Source organism: Methylobacterium sp. Gmos1, assembly GCF_053764715.1.
In genome coordinates this window covers 101220-127446 of sequence record NZ_JBSNCC010000016.1, presented here as the reverse complement: position 1 = coordinate 127446, position 26227 = coordinate 101220, and the positions used below count along the sequence as shown (strand labels likewise).

The following is a 26227-nucleotide window of genomic DNA, read 5'->3' as shown; positions in this document are numbered from 1 at the left end:
AGTATCATGGCCTTCAAGGCGAAATCCGCGGCCGAGACCAAGGCGGCAGAACTGGCCGCGATCCTGATCCGGATCGCCGACCGGGAAGGCGCGCCGGTGCAGGTCGGCGTCGACGAACTCCGGCGCGCGAGCCCGCGCCTGACGCCGCTGGCGATCGGGCAGATGTTCCGCCGCCACCGCGACGACCTGGAGGCGGCCCTGTCGGAGCGCGGCTATACGCTCGTCGACTATGCCGACCAGGGGCCCGGGCGCGGGATGGAATTCGAGATCGGTCCGGCCTGACCCTCATCCATGCACCCGACGCATGACACCCCGCGCGAGATCCCGGATTGTGCAGTGCGGAAAAGCATGGGATACAACTCTCACGCAAGGACGCGATGGCGTCGTGGACTTGCCAGCCCTCTTGGGCGTTTCCTCCCTAGACTTTGGGCCACTCGCAAGAGTGGCCTTTTTTCTTTTCAGCACCGTATTTTCTGCCGCCCTCCGGAGAGGGCAGCCGCTTTTGCCTCGGTGACATGGCTTAACGGCGTCGTGGCCGGGCCCGCCGCCCCTGACCCCCTCGTTCACGCCGCACATCCTCATTCGGCAAGCCCGCCCTAGATCCGCTGTCGGGTTGGGACGCCTCGACGAGAGATGTTTTCCTTGACGTCCGCCTCGACCGAGGCGGCGCATCGCACAGGAGCGTGTCATGACGAGCCGCAACGTCGCCGATCTCTGCATCGAGACCCTGGAACATGCCGGCGTGGAGCGCGTCTACGGCGTCGTCGGCGACAGCCTGAACGGGCTCACCGAGGCGATCCGGGCACGCGGAAACATCCGCTGGGTGCACGTGCGCCACGAGGAGGTGGCGGCCTTCGCGGCCTCGGCCGATTCGCAAGGAACGGGCGGGCTCGCGGTCTGCGCCGGCTCCTGCGGCCCGGGCCACCTCCACCTCATCAACGGCCTCTACGACGCCCACCGCTCGCGCACGCCGGTGCTGGCGATCGCCGCCCACATCCCCTCGGCCGAGATCGGCACCAACTACTTCCAGGCCACCCACCCGGAAGAGCTTTTCCGGGAGTGCAGCCACTATTGCGAGCTGGTCTCCGACCCGAGCCAGCTGCCCTACGTCCTCGAGATCGCGATCCGTACCGCGATCGGACGGGGCGGCGTGTCGGTGGTGGTGATCCCGGGCGACGTCGCCCTGAAGGAGGCACCCCCGCGCGCGCTCGCCGCACCCGCGACGCTCGCCCCGAAGCCGCCGATCGTGCTGCCGCCGGCGGGCGAGCTCGACGCGCTCGCCGACCTCCTCAACGGAGCGGAGAAGGTGACGCTGTTCTGCGGCCGCGGCTGCGCCGGCGCGCGCGACCAGGTGATCCAGCTCGCCGAGGCGTTGCAGGCGCCGGTGGTGCACGCACTCGGCGGCAAGGAGCATGTCGAGAGCGACAACCCCTACGACGTCGGCATGACCGGGCTGATCGGCTTCTCCTCCGGCTACGCCGCGATGGAGGCCTGCGACGCCCTGCTGCTGCTCGGCACCGACTTTCCCTACCGCCAGTTCTACCCGGAGAAGGCGAAGATCGCGCAGGTCGACATCCGGCCGGAGAATCTCGGTCGCCGCTGCCGGCTCGATCTCGGCCTCGTCGGCGACGTGGCGGTGACGGTCGCCGGCCTGCTGCCGCGGCTGAAAGGCGGCCGGAATTCCGGCCACCTGGAGCGTTGCCTGAAGCATTACGCCAAGGCCCGCGAGGGGCTCGACGACCTCGCCACCGGCAAGCCCGGCCGCAAGCCGGTCCACCCGCAATACCTGACGAAGCTGGTGAGCGAGGCCGCGGCCCCCGACGCCGTGTTCACCGCCGATGTCGGCACGCCGACGATCTGGGCGGCGCGCTACCTCAAGATGACGCCGGGCCGGCGGCTGATCGGCTCCTGGGCGCACGGCTCGATGGCGAACGCCATGGCGCACGCGATCGGACTCCAGGCCGCGCAGCCGGGCCGGCAGGTGATCGCGCTCGCCGGCGACGGCGGCTTCACCATGCTGATGGGCGATCTCCTCACCCTGGTGCAGGAGAAATTGCCGGTGAAGGTCGTGGTGTTCAACAACGGCACCCTCGGCTTCGTCGAGATGGAGATGAAGGCCGCCGGCTACCTCGATACCGGCGTCGCGCTCCAGAATCCCGACTTCTCGGCCATCGCCCGCGCCGCCGGCCTGCACGGCCGCCGGGTCGAGGATCCGGGCGAGCTGGAAGGCGCGCTCGCCGAGATGCTGGCCCATGACGGTCCCGCGCTCCTCGACGTGGTGACGAACCGTCAGGAACTCGCGATGCCGCCCCGGATCCAGGCCGAGCAGGTCAAGGGCTTCAGCCTCTACGTGATGCGCGCGGTGATGAACGGCCGCGGCGACGAGATCGTGGATCTGGCAAAGAGCAACCTGATCCGGTGACCGGTCGGGGCGCGAGGGCGGATCGGGGAAGGAGGTGGCGCGCCACGTCCCCTCTCCCCGCCCGCGGCGAGCGCAGAGGCGGATCAAGCGAAAACCCTGTGGGATACGTCGCATCGCGGCTCGCTCATCGACCGGCCCAGTTCGGGTGCGACGCACCATCGGCCTCAGACGCCGTTCTGCGCCGCCAAGGATCATCCAAGCCCCGTCACGCCGAGTTCTATGTCTTTCGGACTAGGCTCTTCGGGCGGCATCAGAGCTGACCCTACGTCGGCACACCGCCTGTGCCGTCCGGTCGGCGCCACGCTCCCCTTCTCTCCTCTCGGGGACTTCGCACAAGCGTGGCCGGAACACGCGATGATTTCCGCAAATCAACGCATGGTATCTTGATAGAAAATTCCCGATGCTCTCATTGTAATAGCTAAAAAACATAAGCCTTGTTAGCGTCAATCAAGTTTGCCATTTGGTTTCCAGCCGCGCCCCCGCACCCTGTTCATGGTGTCGTCGGCCGCGATCAGCGTTCCCGCTCGCCCCTGGATTCCGTCATGCCCACTCCGTCGCCGCGTCGCGCTCGTCCCCTCCCGCACGCGGGGCGTCGGCTGACCCGGTCGCTCCTGTCGGGCGTGGTGCTGTCGGCGAGCGTCGCCGCGGGCGCGCGGGCCCAGGACGGGGCCGAGATCGCCCTCGACACGATCAGCGTCGAGGGCGCCCCCCGCGTGATCGCGCAGACCGCCGCCGGGACGCAGGCCGGCGGCGCCCGCGGGCCGGTGCCGGGCTACGTCGCCTCGCGCAGCGTGGTGGCGACGAAGACCGACACGCCGATCCTCGAGACCGCGCAATCGATCACCGTGATCGGCCGCGAGCAGATCGAGGACCAGAACGCGCTCACCATCAACCAAGCCCTGCGCTACAGCCCGAGCGTGACCACCGAGCAGCGCGGCGGCGCCGGCCAGACCCGGCTGGAGCAGTTCCTGATCCGCGGCTTCCCCGCCCCGCTCTTCCTCGACGGGATGCGCCTGCCGACCTCCCGCGACGCCTTCCCGTCGGTCGATCCCTACCGGATCGAGCGCATCGACGTCGTCAAGGGCCCGGCCTCGGTGCTCTACGGCCAGTCCGGCCCCGGCGGCATCGTCAACCTGACGTCGAAGATGCCGCAATTCGTCCGCCACGGCGAGGTCTTCCTCCAGGGCGGCGGCTTCAGCGAGGTCCGGGGCGGCCTCGACGTCGGCGGGCCGATCACCTCCGAGACGACGGTGCCGGGCACCGAGCAGTTCGCCTACCGGGTGACGGCCTCCGGCTGGAACGGCGACGGGCCGGCGGTGACGACCCGGGTCGAGCGCGCCTTCATCCAGCCGAGCCTGACCTGGCGGCCGTCGGCCGACACCTCGCTCACGGTGCTCGGCCTCTACCAGCGCGACCCGTTCTCCGGCTTCTACGGCGGCTTCCCGGCCTACGGCACGCTCTTCCCGCGCAATTTCGGCAACGGCATCGTCGGGCGCCTGCCGGTCGATTTCTACGACGGCGACCGCAACTTCGAGAAGTCGGACCGCACGCAGGCCGCGGTGACCTACATCCTCGATCACCGCTTCGACGACACCTTCCGCTTCCACTCCTCGGGCCGCTTCCTGCGCACCGAAGGGCAGTACCGCAGCGTCTACTCGACCTTCCTCACCAACGGGATCGCCACGCCGAGCCCGCTCACCACCGGCCCGCTGCTCAACCGCTCGCGCATCGCCACCGACGTGGCGATCGACGCCTACACGATCGACAACTACTTCGAGGCGAGGTTCGACACCGGTCCCCTCGCCCATACCGCGCTCCTCGGCGTCGACCAACAGACGATCAAGACCCGCACGCTGTCCTCGGCCTTCCCGGCCGCGCCCGACCTGAACCTGCTGGCGCCGAACTACGACATGGCGATCCCGGTGCCGCCCTACACCACGAACGGGCGCGTCGCCGCGCAGCAGACCGGCGTCTATCTCCAGGACCAGATCAAGCTCGACCGCCTGGTGCTGACGCTCGGCGGGCGCTACGACGTCGCCCGCCAGAGCGGGCCGACCCGGACGCTCGCCACCGGCGCGGTCGCGTTCCAGGACGTGCCCTCCGACGCCATGACCTACCGGGCGAGCCTGCTCTACCGCTTCGACGAAGGCGTCGCGCCGTACGTCTCCTATAGCGAGGCGTTCGAGCCGATCACCGGCGGGCGCATCTTCGACCAGGCCTTCGGCTCGACCGGCCGCATCCCCGACCCGATCGCGAGCCGCCAGTACGAGGCCGGCATCAAGTATCAGCCGCCCGGCACCGACATCCTGCTCACCGCCGCGGCCTTCGACATCAAGCGCTCGAACACCCTGACGCCGGACCCGGCCAATCCCGGCTTCAGCCTCCAGACCGGCGAGATCGGCGTGCAGGGCGTCGAGTTCGAGGCCAGGGCGACGCTCGCGGAGGGGCTGAACCTGATCGGCGGCGTGTCCTTCCTCGACGTGCGCAACACCCGCGACACCACCACGACCTTCAACCAGGCCACCGGCCAGACCGTGCCGATCGTGGGCCTGCGCCCGGTGCAGATCCCGGACCGCACCGCCTCGCTTTTCATCGACTACACGGTCCAGTCCGGCCCGCTGCTGGGCCTGAGCCTCGGCGGGGGGTTCCGCTATCTCGGCGGCTCCTGGGGCGACCCGGCCAACAGCCTGCGGGTGCCCGAGAGCGTGCTCGTCGACGCGGTGGCCCGCTACGACCTCAAGCATCTCGACCCGAAGCTCACCGGCTTCGACCTCCAGGTCAACGCCCAGAACCTCCTCGACGACCGGGTCGTGTCCGGCTGCCTCACCTATGCCGCGTGCTATGTCGGCCTGCCGCGCACGGTCTACGCGACCCTGCGCTACCGCTGGTGAGGCCGTGAACCCGATCGCCGCCCGCGCGGCCGTGGCCGGCCGCGTCGTCCTCGCGGCGGGCGGCGGCTACGCGATCGCTGCCCTGGCCACCGCCCTCCTGTCGCTCACCCTGCCGATGCCCCGGGCGGAGGCCGTGACGACGGCGACGCTTCTCAGCTTTGCCGTCATGGTGAGCATCGTGGTCGCGGTCTTCGCGGCCCGCTCGCTCACGCGGGCCGCCGCGATCGTCGGGGGCCTCGCCCTCGTGCTCGGGGCCGCCCTCTGGCTCGCTACCGGATCGTCGTCATGAAGCAGGGTTTCCGCCAGTCCATGGCCTGGCTGCACACCTGGTCCGGCCTTGTCGTCGGCTGGGTGCTGTTCGCGGTCTTCGTCACCGGTACCGCGACCTATTACCGGGCCGAGATCTCGCGCTGGATGCAGCCGGAGCTGCGGCGCGAGGCGACGATCACCCCGGAGGCCCTGGCGGCGGCGGCCGAGCGCGGGGTCGCGCATCTCGAGGCCCATGCGGGGCACGCGCGGACCTGGTTTATCGGCCTGCCGACCCCGGAGCGGCCCCTCGTCGAGCTGTTCTGGCGCAATCGCCCGGGCACGCCGCCGGGCCACGTCCTCCTCGATCCGGCGACCGGCGCGCCGGCCCTGATGCGGGCGACGCGGGGCGGCGACTTCTTCTACCGCTTCCACTTCGAGCTGAATCTGCCGCCGCTCTGGGGCCGCTGGATCGTCGGCGCTTGCGCGATGGTGATGCTGGTGGCGCTGGTGAGCGGCGTCGTCACCCACCGCCGCATCTTCTCGGATTTCTTCACCCTGCGGCGGGACAAGGCGGCGCAGCGCGGCTGGCTCGACGCCCACAACGTCAGCGGCGTGTTGGCGCTGCCGTTCCACCTGATGATCACCTATACGGGCGTCGTGACGCTGGCGCTGATGTACATGCCCTGGGGCGTCACCGCCGCCTATAAGGGCGACCAGTTCGCCTACTTCGCCGAGACCGGGCAGATCACCAGGGACCGCCCGGCGTCAGGCCAGCCCGGCACCCTCGCCCCGGTCGGGCCGATGGTCGCCCGAGCGCTCGCGACCATCCCTGGGCCGCTGGAGCGGCTGACCATCGCCAACCCGCGCGACGCGAATTCCACCGTGGTGGCGGTGTTCGAGGAGCCGCACGGCCTCTCGCACGAGCACCCGCAGGTCGCCTTCGCGGGCACCAGCGGCGCGGTCGTCGAGGTGCTGGCGGGGGGATTGCGGCCGGCGGCCAAGACCTTCACCACCATGGTCGGCCTGCACGAGGCGCACTTCGCCGGGGCGGCCTTGCGCGTGCTGTTCTTTCTGTGCGGGCTGATGGGCTGCGCCATGGTGGGGAGCGGGCTGGTGCTCTGGACCGTGGCGCGGCTGCCGAAGGCCGGGGTCGCGGCGGGGTTCGGCTGGCGCCTCGTCCACGCCCTCAACCTCGGCACGGTGGCGGGCCTGCCGGCGGGCGTCGCGGGCTACTTCCTGGCCAACCGGCTCCTTCCCGTCGACCTCGGGGCCCGGGCGGAGTGGGAGGTCCGGGTGTTCTTCGGTGCCTGGCTCGCGGTGGCCCTGGCGGGCCTGTGGCCGGCGCCGCGCCGGGCCTGGCGCGGGGCGCTCGCCCTCGTGGCGGCCCTGTTCGTCGCGGTGGTCGTCGCGGATGTCGCGACCACCCGGGCGTTGTGGGACGATCCCGCCTGGTTCCTCGGCTTCGACGCCGCGCTCCTCGCGCTCTCCGCAGGCTCTGCCCTCGTCTCGCACAAGATCGCCCGTTTCGCCGCGCCGCGCCGGGCGCGCCGGATGGCGGACGAGCCGCCGGCGGCCGCACAGATGGGACGGGCATGACGCTTCTCGCGGGCTTGAGTTTCCTCGGGCTCGCCGCCCTGTGCCTCTCCCTGCCCCGGCACCATCAGGCGATCTGGTCGCGCCCGCCGGACCGGTACCGCGCGCTCGCCTTCCGCGGTGCCGGATGGGGGCTGATCGCCCTGTCGCTCGCCGCCGCGATCCGGCAGGGCGGCTGGAATTTCGGCCCGGTCGACTGGCTCGGCTCCCTGATCGGGGCGGGCCTGATGCTGATCGTCGTCCAGTCGTACCGGCCGCGGGCGCTGCTGTGGCTGGCGCCGCTCGCGGTCGCGGGGGTGATCGCCGGGCTGGTCTAAGGGTGGAGACCTCACCGGTCGACAGATAGACTCAGGTCGATTCCACGCCCTCCGTGTCATTCCGGGCTCCGCTGCGCGGCCCCGGAATGACACGGAGGGCGAGATTCCGGTCGGCGGGAACCTGCGCCTTATGCAGCCGCCGACAGCCCTCACCCCCGCCGCGACGCCTCGCCGAGCCGCCGCAGGTCCGCCACCACCGCCGGCGTGCCGGCATAGAGCAGCCCGCCGGTGAGCATGTCGTCGGAGCCGAGGTAGTCGGCGACGCCGCCGGCCTCGCGCACCAAGAGCAGGCCGGCATAGCAGTCCCAGGCGTTGAGGCCGGGATCGTAGTAGCCGGCGAGCCGCCCGGCGGCGACGTAGGCGAGCATCAGGGCGCCCGAGCCGTTGCGAAACAGCACCCCGCCCTCCCGGTAGAGGCCGTGCACGAAGGCGGCGGCCTCCGCGGCCGGGGTCTTCTGGGTGGCGCCGAAGCCGATATTGCCCGAGGTGAGCACCGTCGCGGGGTCGATGCGCAGCGGGCGGCCGTTCACGGTCGCGCCCTCCCCCGCCAAGCCCGCATAGGTCTCGCGCAGGACCGGGGCCTCGATCACGCCGGCGACCAGCCCCTCGGGGCCGCGCACGCCGATCGACACGCACCAGTTCGGCTGGCCGTTGAGGAACGGGCTGGTGCCGTCGATCGGATCGACGACCCAGGTGTAGCCCGACCGGCTCGGGACCGGATCGTGCTCCTCGCCGATGACGCCGTCCTCGGGAAAGGCCTCCTTGATGCGGGCACGGATCAGCAATTCGACCTCGCGGTCGGCCTGCGAGACGAGATCCTGCGCGCCGCTCTTCTGCTCGATCACCAGATCGTCGCGGGCGTTGAAGAAGCCGAGCGCGGTCTCGCCGGCGGCGCGGGCGATGGCGAGGGCGGCGTCGCGGCGGGACGCGGCGGTGTCGGTGGTCATGACGAAAGCTTCCTCGAACGGATGGATGCGGCCGTCCTACACGGCCGGATGTCTCAGGGGTGCGACGTGACGCTTGGGCCAGTGATGTCTGGGCCAGTGATGTCTCGGCCGGTGACGGCGGCGAGCGCCGCCGCGATGGCCGCGCGGGCCTCCGGCGAGGCCGGGCTCTGCGGCGGCACCGGATCGCCGACGGCGTGGCCCTGCATCTGGAGCGCCGCCTTGACGCAGGCGGCGAGGTTGTAGCGGGCGAACACCTCGTTGAAGGCCCAGACCCGCTTCTGCAACGCCACCGCCTCGGGCCATCGCGCCTCGCGGCACAACCGGTACAGCGCCAGGCATTCCCGCGGGATGACGCAGGCGGGACCCGCGAACCACCCCTTGCCGCCGAGCATCATCACGCTCGCGGCGATGTGCGAGGAGGCGGCGAAGACGTCGAGGTCGTCGCCGACGCGGTTGAGGATCGAGAGCAGGCGCCCGGTATTGGTCGAGGCGTCCTTGATGCCGACGATGTTGGGATGCTTGGCGAGCCGCGCGATCGAGGCGACCGAGAGGTCGGCGCGCTGGAAGTTCGGGTTGGTGTAGAGGATAATCGGCAGGTCGGTGGCGTCGGCGACAGATAGGAAGTAATGCTCCACCTCGCCTTCGGTCAGCGGGAAGTAGGCGTCGAGGATCAGCACGATCCCGTCCGCGCCGGCCGCCCGGCAGGCCTTCGCCTGCGCGACCGCGCCGCGGATCGCCGTCGAGGCGACGCCCGGCAGCACCGGCACCCGGCCCGCGGCGGCGGCGACCACGGCGGCCACCGCATCGCGCTTCTGCCCCTCGTCGAGATAGGCGAACTCACCGGTCGAGCCGAGCGGCGTCAGGCCGTGCACCCCGGCCCCGATCAGGTCGTCGCAGAGCGCCGCCATCACCCCGGCCTCGACCCGCCCCTCGGCGTCGAGCGGGGTGACGAGGTAGGGGATGATGCCGTGAAACCGCGCCACGCTCAAGAATCCGCGAAGGTGCGCACCAGGGCGTGGGCGATCGCCATCGGCGGCGGGGTCATCAGGCCGTCGGGATGGTGGCGCTCCAGCATCTGGCGCACCTCGGCGCGGGTGAACCAGCGCGCATCCTCCAGTTCGGTCCGGTCGAGCACCAGGGCGTCGCCTTCCGCCTCGCCCTCGCAGCCGATCATCAGCGAGGACGGGAACGGCCAGGGCTGGGAGAGGTGGTAGCGCACCGCACCGACCCGCACGCCCGCCTCCTCGAAGGTCTCGCGCCGCACCGCGTCCTCGATGGTCTCGCCGGGCTCGAGGAAGCCGGCGAGGCAGGAATAGACGCCGGGCGCGAACCGGGCCTGGCGTCCGAGGAGGCAACGGTCGCCGTTCGTCACCAGCATGATCACCACCGGGTCGGTGCGCGGGAAGTGCTCGGTGCCGCACGCCGCGCAGTCGCGCCGGAAGCCGCCGCACGACAGCGTGGTGGCGTTGCCGCAATTGGCGCAGAAGCCGTGGCGGGCATGCCAGCCGAGCAGCGACTTGGCGGTCGCGAGAACTCCCATCTCGGGCGCCGGCACCGCGCCCTCGACGGCGACGGCGCGGGCATCGAGCACCCGGTAGGCCGGATCGCCGGAGAAGTGCGCCGCCGCATCCGCCGGCAGCGCGCCGGCGAAGGCCGGCCGCCCGCCGACCCGGCCGAGGAACAGCTCGGGCGACGGCCGGCCGGCGCGCGCCGCGTCCTCGCGCGACAACAGGCAGGTGGCGCCGCCCTCGGTCACCCGCAGCACCGGCACGTCGCCGCAGAACAGGAGCAGGCTCGCGTCGGGGGTCTCCGCCAGGGTCGGGGTCGGGCCGCTGCGCTCGGCCGAGTGGCGCTCGAGCAGGCTCCGGGCGTAGCCGAGGCGATCCAGGGAGTAGGGCAAGGAGGCGGTCAAGGCGTGCGACCTCATGCATCATCGTGCGGAGCCCGGCGCGGCCCCTCGCGTCGCAGGCAGCATGGGCAGGCAAAATGATGCAAAAGCAAGGCGCCGGACGGTGCGGGCGCCATGCTCCCGGCGCAGCCGGGTCGCGGCGCGCGGGAGCCGGACGCGACCATCCGACCGATGCGCCCCGCTTCGCGTCCCGCCGATGCGCAAAGACCGGTTGTCCTCCCGTTAAGGCTGCGCGAGCGCCGGCGGGGACTTGCCCCGGCCGTCGGGCGATCGTCTTTCCGCCGGGGAGCGTCCGTTAATCTTCGAACCCTACGACTCGCCTCGTCCCGGTGAAGCAGCACCGGCAAGTCGTGGGACCGGGGTCCTGACATGAGAGCGACCACATTCATCGCCGGCCTGTGCCTGCTCATGGCCTGGGCCGGGTCCGGCAGCCTCGCGGCGCAGGCCGCAGGCAGCGACCTCGACGCCCTGCTGGCCGTGCCCGGCAAGGCGGGCCCGCGGGTCGATCTCGACAACCGGCCGCTCCTGCCCGACTCCTTACGCGACCGGCTGGCGGTGGTCTCCTTCGTGAGCGCCGACTGCACGATCCTCTGCGTCACCCGGACGATGGACCTCAACGCGCTGGCCCGCGACCTGCCGGCCTCGCTGCGTGGCCGGGTGGTCTTCCTCGCCATCGGCATGGATCCGGCCGGCGACGATGCCGCGCGCCTGCGCGGCGTCGTCCGGCAGCTCCTCGGCCCGGCGCCGCAGGTCCGGGTGCTTCCGTCCGATGCCGGCACGGTCAAGGCAGTGGCCGCGGCCCTGCACTACCCGGCCGCCTCGCTGCCCGAACCGCCGCCCACGATCCTGCTGTTCGACCGCCGCGGGCAGGCCGCCATGGTCTATGGCGGCGCCCCCCTCGACGGGCCGCGCCTGCAGCGCGACCTCGTCGCCCTCGACGGGTTCACCGAGGGACTCGACCGGCCCTGACCTCCGGCCTCACGCCGCCGCGAACAGCCCCTGCGCCCGCTCGACCAGCTGCGCCGCGGCGTGGGCCGGGTAGGGCTCCCGCGTGCCGTGGCCCCAGACCGGGCCGGGCCAGGCCGGATCGGAGCGGAACCGCCCGACGACGTGGACATGGAGCTGCGCCACCACGTTGCCGAGCGCCCCGACATTGACCTTGTCGGGCTTGGCGAGCGCCTGCATCACCGCCACCGCCAGCCGGGTCTCCTCCATCAGCCGGGCGGCATCCTCGGGCGACAGGTCGGTGAGCTCGGAGGCGTCCGCCCGGCGCGGCACCAGGACGAGCCAGGGGAAGCGCTTGTCGTCGAGGAGCAGCACCCGCGACAGGGCGAGGTCGCCGAGCAGGATGGTGTCGGCGGACAGCCGCGGGTCCAGGGAAAAGTCGTCGGCGGGGGAATCGTCGGTCATGCGGGTCCGTCAATGCGCCATCAGCACCGGCATGGTGGCGTGGGCGAGGATGTGGCTGGTGGCGCCGCCGAAGATCATCTGGCGCAGCCGGCTCTGAGTGTAGGCGCCCTTGACCAGGAGGTCGCAGCCGATCGCCTCGGCCTCGGTCAGGAAGATCTCGCCGACGGTGCGGCGGCCGGCGGCGAGCGTGCGGCCTTGCGCCGACAGGCCCTCGCGGTTGAGGGCGGCGGCCATCTCCTCGGCGCTCGGGCCCGGCACCATGCCGGCATCGACCCCCAGCACCTCGATCCGGGAGGCGGCGCGCAGGAAGGGGGCGGCGAAGGCGACCGCGCGGGCGGTCTCGGTCGAGCCGTTCCAGGCGATCACCACGGTCTCGCCGATGCTGGCGGGCGAGGTCGGCGGGGCGATGATCAGGGGCCGCCCGCTCTCGAACAGCACCGCCTCGAGGGTCGTCATGCGCGGCGCGCCCTCGCCGCTGCCGGGCCGGCCGACCACGGTGGCGTTGAACAGCCGCGCGTGCTGCGCCAGGAAGCCGTCGCCGGGAGGGGCATCGGGCCGCCAGCGCCAGCGCGGGCCGTTCTTGGCGGCGTCGGCGCTCTCGCGGGCGATGCCGTGGCGCTCCATCGCGGCGGTGAACAGCCCGCCGCAATCGCGGGCCTCGACGAGGTCGGTCTCCTCGTCGCGCACCCAGGTCATGCCGCCGACCATGTCGACGGGGACGTACTCGGCCAGCGCCGGGCGCAGGCCGAATCCCTCGATGCCGGCGCCGAAGCGGCGGGCGGTGAGGACGGCGGTGTCGAGGACGGAATCGAGCAGGGTGTGGCGGGCGACCGGAACGAGGAGCGTCTTCATGGGGGCGCACTCACCTCAGGGGCCTCGGGGACGATCGCGCGATTGCATCACGCCGGCCTCCGGCCTGTCCAGTGGGCGCCCGCCATCATCCCCGGCGGGCGGTCATGCGATTTTCGATCGATTGCTGCGCAATGCGGAAATCGGCCTCGCTCAGGCGCCGCGCGGGCTTTCGATACCAAATCCGGAAGTCATTTTTCGGATTTGGTATCAGGGGCCGGCCGGGGCCTCGGCCGTCTCCCGGCGCGGCTCGGGCGGCTCGTCCTGGCTGCACGCCGCCCCCGCCCCGTCGCGGCCGCCGGGGGCGCAGGTCTCCTCCAGCCACAGGGCCAGCACCAGGGCGAGGCCGGCGGGCGCGGCCAGCGCCAGGAAGGCCCAGGTCCAGCCGAGATGGAGCGCGAGCAGACCCCCGACCCAGCCCGAGAGGGCGCCGCCCACCCCCTGCACCGCCGCGACGGTGCCGAGCGCCGTCTGGGTGCGGCCCGAGCCCCAGGTCAGGTCGGCCACCACCACCGGCACCGCGACGCCGATGACGCCCGAGGCGACGCCGTCGAGCACCTCGGCGAGGATGAGCCAGTACGGATCGGACAGGAAGGCCGAGAGCAGCGCCCGGGCCGGCAGCACCGCGCAGGCGACGAGGAGGAGCTGGCGCCGGCCGCGCCGGTCGGCGAGCGAGCCGGCAAACAGCGCCACCGGGATCATCACGGCCTGCGCGACGATGACGTAGCGGGCGGTCCAGCCGGTGCCGTCCTGGCCCGAAGCCACCAGCTTCTGGCCGAGCAGGCTCAGCATCGAGCCGTTGGCGAGATTGAACAGCGCGAGCGCCGCCGAGAGGATCAGCAGGCGCCGGTCGGACAGGACCCGGAGGATGCCGGAGCGCTCGGGCTTGTCGTCCGGGTCGTCCTCCTTCCAGCCGACGGCGCGCCGGCCGTTATAGGCCTGGCGCGGCGTCGTCAGCGCCGCCGCGATGGCGCAGGCCGAGAGCCCGCCGAGCACCCAGAAGGCGATGCTCGGGCCCATGACCGGCGTGCCGAAGCTGATCGCCAGGGCCGCCCCGAGGATACCGACGTGGTTCCAGGCCTGGTTGCGGCCCTGCTGCTTGGGAAACGCCTGCTTGCCGACCATGCCCAGGGTCAGCGCCGTGACCGCCGGCACCACCAGGGTGCCGCCGGCGGCCGCGATGAACTGGGCGACGAGCACCGTCATGAACGAGCGCGCCGGCAGCAGCAGCAGGGTGCCGACGAGGATGGCCGCGCAGGCCGCCGCGATCAGCATCCGGGGCCGGCCGAGCCGATCGACCAGGGCGCCGAGCGGCCCGCTGAGGGCGAGCGTCGCGAAGCCCACGATGGTGGTGACGAGGCCGACCTCGCTGGGGCCCCATTGCGCGGCCTGCGCCAGCCAGGTGCCGAGGAAGGGGCCGAGCCCGCCCTGGATGTCGCCGACGAAGGCGTTGATCAGGGCGAGATGGGTCGTGGGATTCATCAACGCGGAGGCGCTCCGGCTCGGATTGGGTCTCTTTGGGTCTCTTGGCGGACCCACACGGACCAACGCGCCTGAACGGCGAATGATCGGGTCGGTGCGGTGACGCCCGGGTGAGATGCGGGGCGCCCCTCGCCCGTCAGGGGCTCGGCACCGCGCAGGCGGCCGCCAGGCGGGCGAGCATCGGGTCGGGGATGCCCATGGCGACGAGCTGGTCGTGGGTGTGGCGGACGTAGTCCGGGTTGGCGCCCGAGCGGCCGAGGCCCTGGCGCACCAGCCGCACCAGCTCGGCCTCCGGCAGGCGGCCGGCATATTGCGGGTGGCGTCGGTCGACGAGGTAGGTCACCGCCGTGATCCGGCGCCCGTCGTCGAGGGTGACGCCGAGCACCCGCTCGACGTAGACCGCCGTGACCTGCTCGCGCTCGCGCAGGTAGGCGAGCGTCGACGCGGCGTCCGCGCCCGCGACCCGGAACGCCATGCCGCGGCAGGAGCCGCCGCGGTCGAGCCCGAGCACCAGGCCCGGCCGCTCCGGCGTGCCGCGATGGACGTGCGACAGCACGCAGAGCGAGCGGTGATAGCCGCGCAGGCGCCCCGGCCCGCTCTCCACGAAGGGAAAGCCCGGCCGCCACATCAGCGAGCCGTAGCCGAACACCCACAGATCCGACGGTTCGCCCGCCTGCATCGCCCCGTTTCCTCCCGGCACGCTCGCTCCGGCACGACCTCGTGAGCGGGCCTGCCCCGGTTGCCGTCTCACTTGCCGGGCGCGGCCGGTAGCAGCTACGGGGACGCGGTTCAATCCGGGTGGCCCGTGCCGGGCCGCCGCAGAGCCGGGATTATGCCGATGAACAGGCCGACCACCGTTGGGCCGACCAACGAGACGCCGCCGAGCGGGCGCCCGGGCCAAATCTCCGGTCAAGTCTCCGGTCAAGCCCCTGGCCAAGGCCCGGGCGAGGGATCCGGCCGCGGGCCCGGCCTGCGCCTCGGCCTGTTCGCGCCGTTCGCGCTGCTGCTCCTGCTGGCGCTCGCCTGGAGCGCCGGCTGGTTCTGGCTGCGCGGCCGGGCCGACGGCGAGATCGACGCGTGGTTCGCCCGCGAGGCGCAGGCCGGCCGGCAATGGACCTGCAAGGACCGCTCGCTGACCGGCTTCCCGTTCCGGTTCGAGCTGCGCTGCGCGGAGCTCGCCTTCGCCCGCTCCGACGTGCGCTTCACCACCGGTCCGGTGGTGGCGGTGGCGCAGGTCTACCAGCCGCGCCACGTGATCCTGGAGGCGACCGGGCCGTTCCGGGTGCAGCAGGGCGGGCTTGAGGCCACCGTGAGCTGGAGCCAGCTCGAGGCGAGCGTGCACGCCACGAGCGACGGCTTCCAGCGTGCCTCGGTGGTGGCGGACGGGATGAAGGGCGCCGTCACCGGCGCCGACCCCTCGCCGATCGACTTCACGGTCGGCCACCTCGAACTGCACGCGCGGCCGACCCCGGGGCGCTTTGCCACCGACGGCGCCGTCGACCTGAGCGCCCGGGTGCTGCAGGCGGGCCTGCCGCTCCTCGATCCGGTGCTCGGGGGGACGGAGCCCGCCGACATCGCCCTCGACGCCACTGTCACCCGGGCGGCGGGGTTCCGCACCCGCACCCTGGCGCAGGAGCTGGAGCGCTGGCGCGAGGCCGGCGGCGCGATCGAGATCGCGAGCCTCGCGGCCGAGAAGGGCAGCCGTCGCCTGCGGGCGCAAGGGGTGCTCGCCCTCGACGACCAGCACCGCCCGACCGGCCAGTTCGACGTGCGCACCGCCGGCCTGGAGCAGGTGATCGCGCCGCTGATCAGCGAGCAGCTCGGGGCGCGGCTCGGGGGCGACGGCGCGGCGCTGATCGGCAACATCGTCGGCCAGTTCCTCGGCGGGCGCCGCAAGGAGCCGGCACCGGGCGGGCGCGCGCAGGATCAGAACCGCCCCGGCGAGCCGCCGCTCAAGGTGCTGCCGACGGTGCGGCTCACCGGCGGGCGCGTGGTGGTCGGGCCCTTCGCGGTGCCGAACGTGCGGCTCCAGCCGCTGTATTGAGTGCACCTCACAAAACTCCCGCTGCGCTGGCGCTGCCACATCGAGCGAAGTCGGTGATCGGGAGTTTTGTGAGAGACACTGAGGGGAGGCGGTTGCCGCCCCGCCCCCGGCATCGTACGCCTGCGGGCATGAGCCAGACCGCCCGCTTCCAGAGCTTCGAGGATCCCAGCCACCGGGAGGGCGCGACGCGGATCGCCGCGCTTCGGGCCGCGATGGCGCAACGGGGAGTCGCGGGCTTCGTCGTGCCGCGGGCCGACGAGCACCAGTCGGAATACGTGCCGCCCAACGCCGAGCGGCTGGCCTGGCTCACCGGGTTCACGGGCTCCGCCGGCACCGCGGTGGTGCTCGCCGACAAGGCCGCCCTGGTGGTGGACGGGCGCTACACCCTCCAGGCCGCCGAGCAGGTCGACACGGGCGTCGTCACCCCGGTGCCGCTCGCTGAGACCAGCGTCGAGGCCTGGATCGCCGCCAACCTGCCGGCGGGCGGGGTCCTGGCCTACGATCCCTGGCTGCACACCCCGGACGGGCTCGCCCGGCTGGAACGCGCCGCCCGGGAGGCGGGCGGTCGCGTCGAGCCGACCGCCCTCAACCTCGTCGACCTCGTCTGGATCGACCGCCCGGCCGCCCCGCGGGCGCCGGTGGTGACCCACCCCGAGAATCTGGCCGGCGAGGCGGCATCCGCGAAGCTCGGGCGGGTGCGCGAGGCGCTGGCGAAGGCCCGGCTCGACGCGCTCGTCGTGTCGGACCCGCACAACCTCGCCTGGGCGTTCAACCTGCGCGGCGGCGACGTCGCCCACACCCCCCTGCCGCTCGGCTACGCGGTGATCCCGCGGGAGGGCGCGGCGCGCCTCTTCCTCGATCCCGAGAAGGTGACGGAGGAGGCCGCCCGCGCCCTCGACGGCCTGGCCGAACGGGACGAGCCGGCGGCGCTGCCCGCCGCGCTCGACGCCCTCGGCGCCGCCAAGGCCCGGGTGCGGGTCGATGCCGCGACCGGCGCCGTGGCGCTCGGCCGGCGGATCACCGCGGCCGGCGGCACGCTCGATGTCGGGCCCGATCCGATCACCGCCATGAAGGCGGAGAAGAACGCCGCCGAGATCGCCGGCTCCCGGGCCGCACATATCCGCGACGGCGCCGCGGTGACCCGCTTCCTCGCCTGGCTCGCCCGGGAGGCCCCCGGCGGGGCGGTGTCGGAGATCGACGCGGTGGTGCGCCTGGAAGCGTTCCGGGCCGAGACCGGAGCGCTGCGCGAGGTCGCCTTCCCGACCATCTCGGGGTCGGGGCCGAACGGCGCCATCGTGCATTACCGCGTCACGCGCGGCACCGACCGGCGGGTGCGGCCGGGCGAACTGTTCCTGATCGATTCCGGCGCCCAGTACGGGGACGGCACCACCGACATCACCCGCACGGTGGCGGTCGGCGCCCCGAGCCCGGAGATGCGCGACCGCTTCACCCGGGTGCTGAAGGGCCACATCGCCATCGCCACCGCGGTGTTTCCCCGCGGTACCACGGGGGCGCAGATCGACGCCTTCGCCCGCCGCCCGCTCTGGGAGGCCGGCCTCGACTTCGACCACGGCACCGGCCACGGCGTCGGCGCCTTCCTGTCGGTGCACGAGGGACCGCAGCGCATCGCCAAGACCGGCACGGTGGCGCTCCGGCCCGGCATGATCGTCTCGAACGAGCCGGGCTACTACAAGGCCCGCGCCTTCGGCATCCGGATCGAGAACCTGGTCCTGGTGGAGGAGCGCGGCATCGAGGGCGCGGAGCGCCCGATGCTCGGCTTCGAGACCCTGACCCTCGCGCCGATCGACCTCGCCCTGGTGGTGCCGGACCTGCTCGCCCCGGAGGAGACCGCCTGGCTCGACGCCTACCACGCCCGGGTGCGCGAGACGCTGTCGGATCTGGTCGACCCGCAGACCCGCGAGTGGCTGGCCGCGGCGACGCGGCCGGTGGCGGCCTTCTCGTAGGGTCCGTCGACGGTCACGTTGCCCGGGAATGGTGGAGCGCCATCCGATCGCGTTGCAACACGGCACACGACACGGGAGGCTGCGCACCGTGGCGCGGCACCCGAATGGCGCTCCAGATACCTGATTTCGCGTTCTTTTCTTCGACGAGCCGGCATCTGCGCCGTCGGAAGATGCTCAAGCCTTCGAGGCTCGCTCCGTTCGCACCTCGGGGTAAGGTCGCGGGTGAGGCGCCCCGGCCCGTCGTGGACAGGGAGAACCGACCACGATCCATGACGGCAGCGCGAGAGCCCGGCGCCGCCGTCAGTTGGCGTCGCAAGGGGCGGCATCCTCGAGATGCGCGCGCAGGGTGATCTCGCGGGTGTCGATGCTCGGGCCGGGCCGGGCCTCGCTGGTCGGCGGGCGGGTCAGCATCGTGCCCCAGAACAGTCCGGTGGCGAGGGCGAGGGCGCTGAGAGCGGTCAGAACACGCATGTCGGCCTCCTGCGGCCCGTCACGTGCGGGCCGGCTGGTCACGGGTCGGCGTCGGTCGAGCGGGCATGCGGCACCGGCCGGCCCGTGAGGGCACGGGTCCAGGCGGACCGCATCTCCTTAAGGTTCGCTCCGGTTGCGCGATCGGATGCTTGGTCCGGCCCGCTGAAGACGAGCGGACGCCCTCCCGCCGGGACAAAGGCCCGACGGCGTGCGCTCACGCCTGCTTCTTTATTGAAGAGTGTCGTAGAGGCAGAACTTGGCGATGTCATCCGCCATTTTGATGAGACGGCGCCGTCTTGGCGACAATACCGGCGCGTTAGGCCACTTGATTGTCGGGCGCCAATCTAAATTGAGAACGAGACGATCGCGCCCTCGTGATGGGCGCGCGGTGGTCGCAACCTCCTGCGGGCCTGACACGACGACACGCGGCAGGGTAGGCTGCCCGCATAAGAACGAGGATCGGGAGGACGCGGGATGGACGACGATCTCAAGCGAGCGGCCGATGCGATCCTGCGGCGCGGGGTGGAGCAGGCCCCGCACCTGCCCGGGATCGTCGCCATGGCGACCGACCGGGAGCGCACGCTCTACGCCGGCGCCGCCGGGCAGCGGGGCGAGGAGGCGCCGATGACCCCCGACACGGTCCTGGCGATCTTCTCCACCACCAAGGCGGTCACCGCTACCGCCGTGCTGCAACTGGCGGAGGAAGGCCGGCTCGACCTCGACGCCCCGGCCTCTTCCTACGTGCCGGACCTCGACGGGATCCAGGTGCTCGACGGCTTTTCGGACGACGGCGCCCCGCGCCTGCGCCCGCCGGCGCGCCCGATCACCACCCGGATGCTGCTGCTGCATACCGCCGGCTTCGGCTACGACATCTTCAACGAGGCCTACGCCCGGCTCCTGCGCCAGAGCAAGCGGCCGGGGGTGACCAGCGGCACCCGCGCCTCGCTGATGATGCCGCTGCTGTTCGATCCCGGCGAGTCCTGGGAATACGGCAGCAACCTCGACTGGGCCGGCCAGGTGGTCGAGGCGGTGACCGGCCACCGCCTCGGGGCGGTGTTGCGGGAGCGGATCCTCTCGCCTCTCGGCATGGATTCGACCGGCTTTACGCTCACCTCCGCCATGCGCGCCCGCCTCGCGCGGATGCACCAGCGGGCCGAGGACGGCAGCCTGTCGGTCATCGCCGGCTTCGAGCTGCCGCAGGAGCCGGAGGTCGAGATGGGCGGCCACGGGCTCTACTCGACCGCCGAGGACTACCTGCGCTTCATCCGGATGTGGCTCAACGACGGCGCCGGCCCGCACGGGCCGGTGCTGCGGCCCGAGACCGTCGCGATGGCGGCGACGAACGGCCTCGGCCCGGCGCTGAAGATCCGCGCCCTGCCGGGGGTGAAGCGCCACCTCTCGCACGACGCCGAGTTCTTTCCGGGCATGCCGAAATCCTGGGGCCTGAGCTTCATGATCAACGACGAGGCGGCGCCGACCGGGCGCTCGGCCGGCTCGCTCGCCTGGGCGGGGCTCGCCAACCTGTATTTCTGGATCGACCGGACCGCCGGGATCGGGGGGTTCTGGGGCACCCAGCTCTTCCCCTTCGCCGATCCCGCCGCGGTGGAGAACTTTCTGGAGTTCGAGACTGCCGTGTACCGGAGCGTGTCCTGACGGCCAGCCGGTCCGACGGTCCCGCCCTCACGCCCCGATGAACACCCCGGCGATCGCCGCGCTGGTCAGGTTCGACAGGGTGCCGGCGAGGATCGCCCGGAGCCCGAAGGCCGCCACCTCCGCACGGCGCTCCGGCACCAGGCTGCCGAAGCTCGCGAGTTGGATCGCGATCGACGACAGGTTGGCAAAGCCGCACAGGGCAAAGCACAGGATCGCGGTCGTGCGGGGGCCGAACTCGCCGCTCTTCAGGATCGGCGAGAGGTTGGCGTAGGCCAGGAACTCGTTGAAGGCGAGCTTCTGGCCGATGGCGCCGCCGACGAGCGTCGCCTGCTCCCACGGCACGCCGAGGAGCCAGGCGAGCGGCGCCAGCGCCGTCCCGAGCAGCCCCTCGATCGAGGCGCCCGGCATCCCGGCGAGACCGCCCGCATAGGCGACGAGGCCGTTGACGAGCGCGATCAGCCCGACGAAGGCGATCAGCATCGCGCCGACCGCGGCGGCGACCGCCAGGCCCTTCTGGGTGCCGTCGGCGGCGGCCTCGATCACGTTGACCGCCCGGGTCTCGCCGAAGGTCACCCGCATGGTCTTGACCCGGCTCGGCTCGGTCGAGGGCACCAGGATCTTGGCGTAGAGGAGCCCGCCGGGAATCGCCATGAACGAGGCGGCGAGCAGGTAGGGCATCGGCACGCCGAGGGCGGCGTAGCCGGCGAGGATCGAGCCGGCGGTGGAGGCCGCGCCGCTCGTCATCACGGCGAACAGCTCGGCGCCGGTGAGGAGGGCCAGGAACGGCCTGAGCGCCACCGCGATCTCGCTCTGCCCGATGAAGATCGTGATGACCGCCGAGAAGGTCTCGATCCGCGAGGTGCCGAGCACCCGCTGCAAGGCCGCGCCGAGCGCCCGGGCGAGCGCCTGCATCACCCCGAAATGGTAGAGCACCGCGATCAGCGCCGAGACGTAGATGATCTGCGGCAGGACCCGCAGGGCCAGCACGAAGCCGCCGCCGCCGAACAACTCGAACATCTTCGGCTCGACGAGGCCGCCGAACAGGAACGCGACGCCCTTGTCGCCGTAGGACAGGACCGCCTGCACCGCGTCGGCGACGGCGCCGAGCGCCGCCTGGCCGGCGGGCCAGAACAGCACCAGGGCGCCGATCCCGACCTGGACCGCGAGCGCGGACAGCACCACCCGCGGCCGGATCGCGCGGCGGTTGGTCGAGAACAGGACCGCGATCGCGATCAGGACCGCGATGCTGGCGGCGGCGTGGATCAGGCGGTCCGGCATGCAGTCTTCCTCTCGGTCAGGGCCCAGCAAGCCTGATGCCGCATCGTTCAGTGCCGGTTCAAGCGCGACGGTCCGAGATGGGGCACGCCACGGTGCTGCCCGGATCCGAGGCGATCCAACGCGAAAACCCGGAGCGAACGCTCCGACTTCGATCGTCCGCCACGGGAGGGCAAACGCCATGCCGCCGCTCCGACCCCTGCTTCTTGCCCTCGCGGCCCTGGCGGGTCTCCTCGCCACCGCGCTGCCCTCGGCCGCGGCCGAGCGGCGAATCGCCCTCGTCGTCGGCAACGGCGCCTATGCGGGCGGCGCGATCCCGACCGCCGCCAACGATGCCGGCCTCGTCGCCCAGACCCTGCAGGCGGCGGGGTTCGACGTCGTCGGCGCCCGCGACCTCGACGAGGATTCCTTGCGCCGCAGCTTACGCGACTTCACCGACAAGGCCGCGGCCGCCGGCTCGGACGCGGTGGCGTTCGTGTACCTCGCCGGCTACGGGCTGCAACTCGAGAACGAGGCCTATCTCGCCCCCGTCGACGCCCGGATCGAGACCGCCTCCGACGTGCCGCTCCAGGCCCTGCGGGTCTCGGACTACGTCAAGCGCCTGGCCGCGCTGCCGCTCAAGGCCCGCTTCGTGGTGCTCGACGCGGCCCGGACCGCGCCGTTCCGCCTGCGCGGCGATCCGCTCGCCGGCGGCCTGCCGCTCGTCGAGGCCGAGCCCGGCAGCCTGATCGCCTACAATGCCGCCCCCGGCACCGTCGGCCCGGCGGAGACCGGACCCTACGGCGCCTACGCCCTGGCGCTCGTCGAGATGATCCGCGAGGGCGGCCTCGCGCCCGCCGCCCTGTTCGAGCGGGTGCGGCTGCGGGTGGCGGAGGCGACCCGCGGGGCCGAGGTGCCGTGGAGCGCGTCGCGCATCGAGGCGCCGTTCGTGTTCCTTGAGCGCGAGGCCGGGGCGCCGTCGCTCGCCGGGTTCGCGCCGCCGCAGAAGCCGCTGGGCGAGATCGGCGCGCGCGAGGCCTACGCCGCCTGCCTCGGCCGCGACACGCTCGCGGGATACGAGGAGTTCGTCGCCGCCTATCCGCACGACCCGCTCAGCCGGCGCGTGCGGGCGATCATCGCGGCCCGGCGCGAGGCCCTGACCTGGCGGCGCTCCGCGCTCGCCAACACGCCGGAGGCGTACTGGTCGTATCTCGGCCGCTATCCGCGCGGGCCGCATGCCTGGGACGCGCGCCGGCGCCTCTCGGCGCTCGCCGCCGCCCTCGCACCGCCGCCAGACTATCCCGTGCTCGCCTACGACGTGCCGCCGCCCCCGCCCGACGAGGTGATCTACGTCGAGCGCCCGGCCCTCTACCTCGACGACCCGGCCTACGCCCTGCCGCCGCCGCCCATCGCCTTCCTGCCGCCGCGGCCGACCGTGCTGGTCGAGCTGGCCCCGCCTCCGCCGCAGGTCGAGGCCTACCTCCTGCCGGTGCCGGCCTACGTGCCGGTGCCGACCTACGTCGTCGCCCCACCTGCCGTGGTGCCGCCGCCGAACCCGGTGCTGTTCCAGAACCTGCACGTCCAGACCACCACGGTCGTGAACGAGCACGCCCCCGAGCCGCTGCAGCCCGGCGCCTCCCGCCTCGCGCCGGTGGTTGGCACGGTCGCGGGCGCGGCGCTCGGGGCCGCCGCCTCCCGGGTCGCCCTGCCGCCGGCCCTCGCCCAGAAGGCGGCACTCCGGCCCGATCCCCGGACCGCACCGAACCAGGGCGCGCCGGGCCAGATCCCGCGCGCCGGCGGGCCGATCGGGGGACCGCCTCCCGGCGCGACCGCCCTGCGGCCGGGCCTGCCGGGTCAGGCACTTCCTGGCCAGATCCCGTCCCAGGCCCCGGCCGGACCGCGCCCGAACCCCGCGCAGGCGCTGCCCGGCGCCGGCGGCACGCCGCTGCCGGCCGTCGCCGGCCGGCCCGGCGGTCCCCAGCCGGGCGGGCGGCCCGTCGGGCTCGGCCAGATTCCCAGTCAGGGACCAAATCAGGCTCCTGGGCAGACCCCTGGCCAAGCGCCCCCTGGCCAAGCGCCCGGTCAGGCTCCCGGCCGGATCCCGCCGGCCGTCGCGCAACCGACGGGCACGCCGGGCCAGCCCGCGCTCGCCGCCCGTCCCCCGCAGGGACCGGCCGCCGCGGCACCGCCGCAGGGCTTGCAGCCTCAAGGCGTGCGGCCCCCGGTCGTGCCCTCGCGCCCGGTCCAGCCGCCGCGGATGGTCGCTCCCGCGCAAGCCCCGCGACCGCCGATGCCGCCCCCGGGCGCGTCCGCGCCCCGCATGGCCGCCCCCGCCCGGGCGCCGCGGCCCGACGACGTGTTGCACCGGATGCGGATGGAGCAGCAGGTGCGCCAGCAGGCGATGCAGCGCCAGCAGATGATGCAGGCCCAGCAGGCGCAAGGCCGCCAGCGCGTCGAGGCGCAGCAGATGATGCAGCGCCAGCAGCAGCAGATGCAGGACGCGATGCGGCGCCAGCAGGCCCAGGCCCTGCGCCAGCCGCAGATGATGGCGCCGCGGCCACAGCCGATGCAGCCGCCCCAGGCCGCGCCGCGACAGGCCCCCCACGCCCCGCCGCCGGGCCATGGCTGCGGGCATCCGGGCGCACCGCCCTGCCGGTAGAGCGTTTTCCGACGAACCGGACACCGGTTCGTCGCGGAACCAGAGGTCGTTTTCAACGGCCGTCGGCCGAGGGAACCGCACTCAGGGCCTAGGCGAAAACGCAACGGGCGCAGCCCCTCCCCCGCTTCGGAGAAGGGACCGCGCCCGTTCGCGTCATCCAGAACCCGAACGATGTCAGTCGATGTCTTCGACCGCCTCGGCCCCGCCATAGACCCGGTGGGCGAGCGACGCCTCGATCAGGTCGTCGATGTCGCCGTCGAGGACGTCGTCGGGGCTGGTCGACTGGGCACCGGTGCGCAGGTCCTTCACCAGCTGATAGGGCTGGAGCACGTAGGAGCGGATCTGGTGGCCCCAGCCGATATCGGTCTTCGAGGCCGCCTCGGCGTTGGCCTTCTCCTCGCGCTTCTTCAGTTCGAGCTCGTAGAGCCGGGCGCGCAGCATGTTCCAGGCGGTGGCCCGGTTCTTGTGCTGCGAGCGCTCCTGCTGGCACGCCACCACGATTCCCGTCGGGTTGTGGGTGATGCGCACCGCCGAATCGGTGGTGTTGACGTGCTGGCCGCCCGCGCCCGACGAGCGGTAGGTGTCGATCCGGCAGTCCGACTCCTTGATCTCGATCGTGATCCGGTCGTCGATGACCGGGTAGACCCAGACGCTGGCAAAGCTGGTGTGCCGCCGGGCGTTGGAATCGTAGGGCGAGATCCGCACCAGGCGGTGGACGCCCGACTCGGTCTTCAGCCAGCCATAGGCGTTGTGGCCCTTGATCAGGAGCGTGGCGCCCTTGATCCCGGCCTCTTCGCCGTCGGCCCACTCGACGATGTCGACCTTGTACTTCCGGCGCTCGGCCCAGCGGGCATACATGCGCTGGAGCATGTTGGCCCAGTCCTGGCTCTCGGTGCCGCCGGCGCCGGCATGGACCTCGAGGTAGGTGTCGTTGGCGTCGGCCTCGCCGGAGAGCAGGGTCTCGATCTGGCGGCGGGCCGCCTCGACCTGCACGGCGCGGATCTGCTCCTCGCCCTCACGGATGCTGGCGGCATCCGCCTCCATCTCGCCGAGTTCGATCAGCGTCGCGCCGTCCTCCAGCCCCTGCTCCAGGCGCCGGATCGCCGTCACGGCCTCGTCGAGCTGCGTGCGCTCGCGCATGACCTTCTGGGCCTCCTCCGGATCGTTCCAGAGCGAGGGGTCCTCCGAGCGGGCGTTCAGCTCCGCGAGGCGCTTGTCAACGGTATCCCAGTCAAAGATGCCTCCTCAGCAGTCCGATCGACTGCTTGGCGGCATCCGAGAGTTGCTCGATCTCGGCGCGCATCTGGTGTGGGTTCACTCGCGTGAGGGTGGGGCCAGGGTGATAGCGCCGGGGGGCGCGGGTGTAAACGGCGGGGCGGGCTCACGTCTCGGGCGCGGGGTCGATGAGGCTGGCGACGCGGGAGGCGATCTCATCGACCGTCGCGGCATCAGCAACGCCAGCAAGGCGCGCTGTCCCGTCCGCAAGCCGGGCTCGGAGGTCGAAGCTGCGCAGATGCGTGCAGACCGCCACACCCGTGACGCCGCCCCCGCTCGCCCGGACGGTCAGGCCAGCGGCGCGGGCACCCGTCGCGGCGGTGGAGATGGCGACAGCGACCGCGACGCCGTGGGCGTTCACGGCTTCGGGCGTCAGCACGATCCAGTAGTGCCGGTCTCGCATCTCGCGTCCGGCCACCGGGTTTGGATCGATGGAGTAGATTTCGCCGCGCTTGGGAACCTTCGGGCGAGATCCCATCAGCCCGGCTCGCGGCCGACCGGATCGCCGTCGAGCGCTCCTGCGATGCTGTCGTAGATCTCGGGCAGGTGCTCGGCACCGATCAGAAGCTCGGCCATCGTGTAGCGTCGGCGAGGCTTCACCGTCTCTTCCTGGACCGGGACCGCCACGATAGCCCCGTCCTTCACGTCCAGCGCCAAGGCGGTTCCGACATCCGCGCCGATCCGTTCGAGGAGTGCGCCCGGCAGGGTGACAACGCGCGCCCCGCCCTGCTGACGCACCTTCATGATGGTCGACATCCGCCTACCTTCCAATTTTGTGCTACATAAGTAGCACGGATCGGGCGGTTAAGCGAAGGCCATTCTCTCCAGGCGACGAACC

General features: G+C 72.4%; 23 protein-coding genes. 11 read left to right on the top strand and 12 right to left on the bottom strand.

Annotated features, from left to right (window positions below):
* The first annotated feature begins 6 nt into the window (after nt 1–6).
* From ACS5PV_RS24920 to ACS5PV_RS24895, 6 genes are all read left to right on the top strand, one after another.
* Nucleotides 7–282 (top strand): adenylosuccinate synthase, encoded by a 276-nt coding sequence (locus ACS5PV_RS24920; RefSeq protein WP_093566628.1) that lies wholly within the window; start codon nt 7–9, stop codon nt 280–282.
* Between the two features lie 406 nt (nt 283–688).
* A complete protein-coding gene (gene poxB / locus ACS5PV_RS24915; protein WP_455398037.1) occupies nt 689–2422 on the top strand; it encodes a ubiquinone-dependent pyruvate dehydrogenase in 1734 nt (577 codons plus the stop codon).
* Between the two features lie 542 nt (nt 2423–2964).
* Nucleotides 2965–5313, top strand: a complete 2349-nt coding sequence (locus ACS5PV_RS24910) for a TonB-dependent siderophore receptor (RefSeq protein WP_455398036.1) — start codon at nt 2965–2967, stop codon at nt 5311–5313.
* A gap of 4 nt (nt 5314–5317) precedes the next feature.
* Nucleotides 5318–5602 (top strand): iron transporter, encoded by a 285-nt coding sequence (locus ACS5PV_RS24905; RefSeq protein WP_455398035.1) that lies wholly within the window; start codon nt 5318–5320, stop codon nt 5600–5602.
* Nucleotides 5599–7158 carry a PepSY-associated TM helix domain-containing protein gene (locus ACS5PV_RS24900; protein ID WP_455398034.1) on the top strand — a complete coding sequence of 520 codons (1560 nt, stop codon included), beginning with the start codon at nt 5599–5601 and terminating at the stop codon, nt 7156–7158. Before ACS5PV_RS24905 ends, ACS5PV_RS24900 begins: the two co-directional genes overlap by 4 nt.
* Complete coding sequence (locus ACS5PV_RS24895) at nt 7155–7472, top strand: DUF3325 domain-containing protein (RefSeq protein ID WP_455398033.1); 318 nt, start codon at nt 7155–7157, stop codon at nt 7470–7472. Before ACS5PV_RS24900 ends, ACS5PV_RS24895 begins: the two co-directional genes overlap by 4 nt.
* 149 nt (nt 7473–7621) lie before the next feature.
* Here the strand turns inward: ACS5PV_RS24895 and ACS5PV_RS24890 are convergent, their stop codons facing one another.
* The 3 genes from ACS5PV_RS24890 to nudC are packed head-to-tail and all read right to left on the bottom strand — an operon-like array spanning nt 7622 to nt 10319.
* On the bottom strand, nt 7622–8419 hold the full coding sequence (locus tag ACS5PV_RS24890; protein ID WP_455398032.1) for an inositol monophosphatase family protein: 798 nt from the start codon (nt 8417–8419) through the stop codon (nt 7622–7624).
* Between the two features lie 53 nt (nt 8420–8472).
* Nucleotides 8473–9402, bottom strand: coding sequence for a dihydrodipicolinate synthase family protein (locus ACS5PV_RS24885; protein WP_455398031.1), 930 nt, complete (start codon nt 9400–9402; stop codon nt 8473–8475).
* A gap of 2 nt (nt 9403–9404) precedes the next feature.
* Nucleotides 9405–10319 (bottom strand): NAD(+) diphosphatase, encoded by a 915-nt coding sequence (nudC, locus tag ACS5PV_RS24880; RefSeq protein WP_455398048.1) that lies wholly within the window; start codon nt 10317–10319, stop codon nt 9405–9407.
* A 378-nt stretch (nt 10320–10697) separates the two neighbouring features.
* On the opposite strand from nudC, the gene ACS5PV_RS24875 reads away from it, so the two are divergent.
* Nucleotides 10698–11297: an SCO family protein gene (locus tag ACS5PV_RS24875; RefSeq protein WP_455398030.1), complete on the top strand. Its 600-nt coding sequence runs from the start codon at nt 10698–10700 to the stop codon at nt 11295–11297.
* Nucleotides 11298–11306: 9 nt separating this feature from the next.
* On the opposite strand, the gene ACS5PV_RS24870 is transcribed toward ACS5PV_RS24875, so the two are convergent.
* The 4 genes from ACS5PV_RS24870 to ACS5PV_RS24855 all read right to left on the bottom strand — a co-directional run bounded on the left by ACS5PV_RS24870 (nt 11307) and on the right by ACS5PV_RS24855 (nt 14748).
* Complete coding sequence (locus tag ACS5PV_RS24870) at nt 11307–11738, bottom strand: HIT domain-containing protein (protein WP_455398029.1); 432 nt, start codon at nt 11736–11738, stop codon at nt 11307–11309.
* A gap of 9 nt (nt 11739–11747) precedes the next feature.
* Nucleotides 11748–12590 (bottom strand): universal stress protein, encoded by an 843-nt coding sequence (locus tag ACS5PV_RS24865; RefSeq protein ID WP_455398028.1) that lies wholly within the window; start codon nt 12588–12590, stop codon nt 11748–11750.
* Between the two features lie 207 nt (nt 12591–12797).
* The gene (locus tag ACS5PV_RS24860; protein WP_455398027.1) at nt 12798–14069 is read right to left on the bottom strand and encodes an MFS transporter; all 1272 of its coding nucleotides are present in this window, start codon (nt 14067–14069) and stop codon (nt 12798–12800) included.
* A 136-nt stretch (nt 14070–14205) separates the two neighbouring features.
* Nucleotides 14206–14748: a gamma-glutamylcyclotransferase gene (locus ACS5PV_RS24855; protein WP_455398026.1), complete on the bottom strand. Its 543-nt coding sequence runs from the start codon at nt 14746–14748 to the stop codon at nt 14206–14208.
* 159 nt (nt 14749–14907) lie between these two features.
* Between ACS5PV_RS24855 and ACS5PV_RS24850 the strand changes: the two genes are divergently transcribed.
* Complete coding sequence (locus tag ACS5PV_RS24850; protein ID WP_455398025.1) at nt 14908–16113, top strand: DUF2125 domain-containing protein; 1206 nt, start codon at nt 14908–14910, stop codon at nt 16111–16113.
* Between the two features lie 128 nt (nt 16114–16241).
* Nucleotides 16242–18077: an aminopeptidase P family protein gene (locus tag ACS5PV_RS24845; protein WP_455398024.1), complete on the top strand. Its 1836-nt coding sequence runs from the start codon at nt 16242–16244 to the stop codon at nt 18075–18077.
* Nucleotides 18078–18377: 300 nt separating this feature from the next.
* Here ACS5PV_RS24845 and ACS5PV_RS24840 read toward each other — a convergent pair whose 3' ends face one another.
* Nucleotides 18378–18548, bottom strand: a complete 171-nt coding sequence (locus ACS5PV_RS24840) for a hypothetical protein (protein WP_455398023.1) — start codon at nt 18546–18548, stop codon at nt 18378–18380.
* A gap of 474 nt (nt 18549–19022) precedes the next feature.
* On the opposite strand from ACS5PV_RS24840, the gene ACS5PV_RS24835 reads away from it, so the two are divergent.
* Nucleotides 19023–20201 (top strand): serine hydrolase domain-containing protein, encoded by a 1179-nt coding sequence (locus ACS5PV_RS24835; protein WP_455398022.1) that lies wholly within the window; start codon nt 19023–19025, stop codon nt 20199–20201.
* A gap of 27 nt (nt 20202–20228) precedes the next feature.
* Here the strand turns inward: ACS5PV_RS24835 and ACS5PV_RS24830 are convergent, their stop codons facing one another.
* Nucleotides 20229–21479 carry a NupC/NupG family nucleoside CNT transporter gene (locus ACS5PV_RS24830; RefSeq protein WP_455398021.1) on the bottom strand — a complete coding sequence of 417 codons (1251 nt, stop codon included), beginning with the start codon at nt 21477–21479 and terminating at the stop codon, nt 20229–20231.
* A gap of 178 nt (nt 21480–21657) precedes the next feature.
* Between ACS5PV_RS24830 and ACS5PV_RS24825 the strand changes: the two genes are divergently transcribed.
* On the top strand, nt 21658–24114 hold the full coding sequence (locus ACS5PV_RS24825) for a caspase family protein (protein ID WP_455398020.1): 2457 nt from the start codon (nt 21658–21660) through the stop codon (nt 24112–24114).
* A 174-nt stretch (nt 24115–24288) separates the two neighbouring features.
* Here ACS5PV_RS24825 and prfB read toward each other — a convergent pair.
* The 3 genes from prfB to ACS5PV_RS24810 all read right to left on the bottom strand — a co-directional run bounded on the left by prfB (nt 24289) and on the right by ACS5PV_RS24810 (nt 26145).
* Nucleotides 24289–25417 (bottom strand): peptide chain release factor 2 gene (gene prfB, locus ACS5PV_RS24820; protein ID WP_455398019.1). Its coding sequence is split into 2 segments (ribosomal slippage): nt 24289–25347 and nt 25349–25417, totalling 1128 coding nucleotides; the frame shifts between segments, so codons are not numbered across the junction.
* 78 nt (nt 25418–25495) lie between these two features.
* Entirely contained in the window at nt 25496–25867 is a 372-nt protein-coding gene (locus tag ACS5PV_RS24815; protein ID WP_455398018.1) for a type II toxin-antitoxin system PemK/MazF family toxin, read from the bottom strand.
* Complete coding sequence (locus ACS5PV_RS24810) at nt 25867–26145, bottom strand: AbrB/MazE/SpoVT family DNA-binding domain-containing protein (protein WP_455398017.1); 279 nt, start codon at nt 26143–26145, stop codon at nt 25867–25869. The genes ACS5PV_RS24815 and ACS5PV_RS24810 overlap by 1 nt, the downstream gene beginning before the upstream one ends.
* Nucleotides 26146–26227: the final 82 nt, after the last annotated feature.

Bases quoted from the DNA above. Each gene is read 5' to 3' on its own strand.
- ACS5PV_RS24910 (WP_455398036.1), top strand. From the start codon at position 2,965: ATGCCCACTCCGTCGCCGCGTCGCGCTCGTCCCCTCCCGCACGCGGGG.
- ACS5PV_RS24865 (WP_455398028.1), bottom strand. From the start codon at position 12,590: ATGAAGACGCTCCTCGTTCCGGTCGCCCGCCACACCCTGCTCGATTCC.
- ACS5PV_RS24875 (WP_455398030.1), top strand. From the start codon at position 10,698: ATGAGAGCGACCACATTCATCGCCGGCCTGTGCCTGCTCATGGCCTGG.
- ACS5PV_RS24870 (WP_455398029.1), bottom strand. From the start codon at position 11,738: ATGACCGACGATTCCCCCGCCGACGACTTTTCCCTGGACCCGCGGCTG.
- ACS5PV_RS24835 (WP_455398022.1), top strand. From the start codon at position 19,023: ATGGACGACGATCTCAAGCGAGCGGCCGATGCGATCCTGCGGCGCGGG.
- ACS5PV_RS24810 (WP_455398017.1), bottom strand. From the start codon at position 26,145: ATGTCGACCATCATGAAGGTGCGTCAGCAGGGCGGGGCGCGCGTTGTC.
- ACS5PV_RS24840 (WP_455398023.1), bottom strand. From the start codon at position 18,548: ATGCGTGTTCTGACCGCTCTCAGCGCCCTCGCCCTCGCCACCGGACTG.
- poxB (WP_455398037.1), top strand. From the start codon at position 689: ATGACGAGCCGCAACGTCGCCGATCTCTGCATCGAGACCCTGGAACAT.
- ACS5PV_RS24825 (WP_455398020.1), top strand. From the start codon at position 21,658: ATGCCGCCGCTCCGACCCCTGCTTCTTGCCCTCGCGGCCCTGGCGGGT.
- ACS5PV_RS24920 (WP_093566628.1), top strand. From the start codon at position 7: ATGGCCTTCAAGGCGAAATCCGCGGCCGAGACCAAGGCGGCAGAACTG.
- ACS5PV_RS24890 (WP_455398032.1), bottom strand. From the start codon at position 8,419: ATGACCACCGACACCGCCGCGTCCCGCCGCGACGCCGCCCTCGCCATC.
- ACS5PV_RS24845 (WP_455398024.1), top strand. From the start codon at position 16,242: ATGAGCCAGACCGCCCGCTTCCAGAGCTTCGAGGATCCCAGCCACCGG.
- ACS5PV_RS24850 (WP_455398025.1), top strand. From the start codon at position 14,908: ATGAACAGGCCGACCACCGTTGGGCCGACCAACGAGACGCCGCCGAGC.
- ACS5PV_RS24860 (WP_455398027.1), bottom strand. From the start codon at position 14,069: ATGAATCCCACGACCCATCTCGCCCTGATCAACGCCTTCGTCGGCGAC.
- ACS5PV_RS24855 (WP_455398026.1), bottom strand. From the start codon at position 14,748: ATGCAGGCGGGCGAACCGTCGGATCTGTGGGTGTTCGGCTACGGCTCG.
- ACS5PV_RS24895 (WP_455398033.1), top strand. From the start codon at position 7,155: ATGACGCTTCTCGCGGGCTTGAGTTTCCTCGGGCTCGCCGCCCTGTGC.
- ACS5PV_RS24815 (WP_455398018.1), bottom strand. From the start codon at position 25,867: ATGGGATCTCGCCCGAAGGTTCCCAAGCGCGGCGAAATCTACTCCATC.
- ACS5PV_RS24900 (WP_455398034.1), top strand. From the start codon at position 5,599: ATGAAGCAGGGTTTCCGCCAGTCCATGGCCTGGCTGCACACCTGGTCC.
- ACS5PV_RS24830 (WP_455398021.1), bottom strand. From the start codon at position 21,479: ATGCCGGACCGCCTGATCCACGCCGCCGCCAGCATCGCGGTCCTGATC.